This is a genomic window from Burkholderia sp. Ac-20379, from assembly GCF_017104645.1.
Taxonomy (GTDB): domain Bacteria; phylum Pseudomonadota; class Gammaproteobacteria; order Burkholderiales; family Burkholderiaceae; genus Burkholderia.
On sequence record NZ_JAAGPF010000616.1, the window covers coordinates 1 to 2,221 of the forward strand.

The window sequence follows — 2,221 nt, forward strand, 5'->3', positions numbered from 1 at the left end:
CGCCACGTCAAAGGCCCCGTCGCCGGCGGGCGCCAGCGCGTAGTCGAGCCGCGCCACGCCGGCCCAGGCCGGCGGCGGCGCGAGCCGCAGCCCGCGCACCCGCAGCGCGCCGGACAGGCCGGCCTGTCGGGCCGCGGCGGCGGCCAGCTCGCCGGCCACGGTCGGCACGATCTGCTGCGCGCCCTGGCGCGCATGGACGAAGTCGAGCAGCTCGCCCAGATGAATATCGGTGGCGTAACGCAGGCCGGCGAGGTTCGACATGTTGACGCCGATAAAGGGATGCAGTTTGAGTTTGGCGCCGAGCGGCTGCACCACCGAGGGCGCGTCCGCGAATTCCGAATACCAGCAGCGCACCCGTTCGAACGGGTAAGCGGGCAGCGACACGCGGTGCGGCCGGCGTGCGCCGTGCAGCGCATCCCAATCGACGGCCACGCCATCGCACCACAGCGGCGCGAGCAGATCGAAACGGCGCTCGCGCGTCGCGCGCGCCAGCGTCTCGGCCTCGACCTGCGGATCCTGCTCCAGGATGTTCGCGGTGTAATGCCAGCCCGCGCGCGCGGCGGGCGCGGCCAGGCAGGCTTGCAGCGCGGCGCGCAGGCTCGCGCGGGAATCCGCCGCCAGCGCCAGGCGGCACGGCAGTTCGTTCTTGCCGACCTGCAACGTATAGGCGAGATCGCACAGCGGCACGCCGTCCAGCGTGTCGAGCGCGGCGTCGAAGCGCGCCAGGCTCGCACGCAGCGTCGCCTCGTTCATCGCCGAGAACACGAACAGCTCGGCCACGTCCGGCCCGCTCTCGCGCGGGGCGGCGAGGTATTCCTCGAGGATCATGTGCGAATTCATGCCGCCCGCGCCGATCGAGGTCACGCCGGCGCGGCGCGGCAATTCGCGCTGCCGCGCATCGCGCGGGCGCGGCCAGGGCGCCAGTTCGCGCTGGACGTAGAACGGCGAATCCTCGAACGGGATATTCGGGTTCAGGGTTTGCGCGTGCAGCGACGGCGCGAGCTGGCCGTGCTTGAACTGCATCAGCACCTTGGCGATGCCGGCCACCCCGGCTGCCGCCAGCAAGTGCGCGATATTCGATTTGACCGTGCCGATCGGGCAAAACTGCCGCGCCTGCGTGGTCTTGCGGAACACCTGGGTCAACGCGCGGATCTCGATCGGATCGCCCAGCGCGGTGCCCGAACCATGCCCCTCGATATAGCCGAGCGTGGCGGGTTCGATGCCGGCATCGTCGAGCGCCGCCTCGATCGCGGCGGCCTGCTGGTTCGGATTCGGCACCGTGAAGCCGTTGCGCACGCCGGCGTTGCTGATGCCGGTGCCCTTGATCACGGCATAGATGTGATCGCCGTCGCGCTCCGCATCGGCCAGCGTCTTGAGCAGCAGCGCGCCGACGCCTTCGCCGAGAATCGTCCCGTCCGCGCCGAGGCCATAGCCGCGGATCACCTCGGCCGTCTTGGTCGTGAAGTGCTCCTGCGAGGTGGCGATCAGCTTCTGCGGATGCAGCAGCAGGCTCACGCCGCCGGCCAGCGCCATCTTGCAGCGCCCGGCGCGCAGCATGTGCACCGCTTCGTGCACGCAGGTGGACGACGCGGAGCACATGGTGTCGAGAAAGTACGACGGCCCGGTAAAGCCGTAGAAATACGACACCATGTTCGGCACGGTGCCCGTATAGCTGCCGCTCGCCAGCGCGCCGCGCACCAGCATGTTCTGGAATCCGTACAGATCGTATTCGTTGGTCATCGACCCGACGATCACGGCGACGTCGCCGCCGTAGCGCCGCTGCAGGGTTTCGCGCGAATAGCCGGCGTCCTCGCAGGCCTCGACGCACGATTGCAGGAACAGCCGCACCTCCGGCGACATCAGCTCCGCCTCGTACTGCGAGATGCGGAAATAGCGCGGATCGAATTCGTCGATGCCGTCGAGAAACGCGCCGGTGCGCACCACCGTCTTGCCGAGCACGTCGCGCGACGGGTGCAGCAGCGCGTCGTGGTTCCAGCGCGAGGCCGGATAGGCTTCGAAGCCGTCCAGGCCGCGCGACAGCATGTCCCAGAACTGCGCCTGGTCGCGCGCCTTCGCCACCCGCAGCGACATCCCGACGATCGCGATGTCGTGCTGCCCGGCCGCGGCGGAACCGGCCCGCGGCGCGGGCTCGGCCTGCGCGGCCGGTGCGTGCGCCTGCGCTTCTTCGTGCGCTTCCTCGTGCGCCGGCTCGCCGCCGGCT

General features: G+C 70.2%; 1 protein-coding gene. It reads right to left on the minus strand.

Going from position 1 to position 2,221, the window contains the following annotated elements; genetic code table 11:
* Positions 1-2,221, minus strand: a 2,221-nt coding sequence (locus G3N92_RS33265) for a polyketide synthase (protein WP_241015188.1), incomplete at both ends; no start/stop codon positions are given.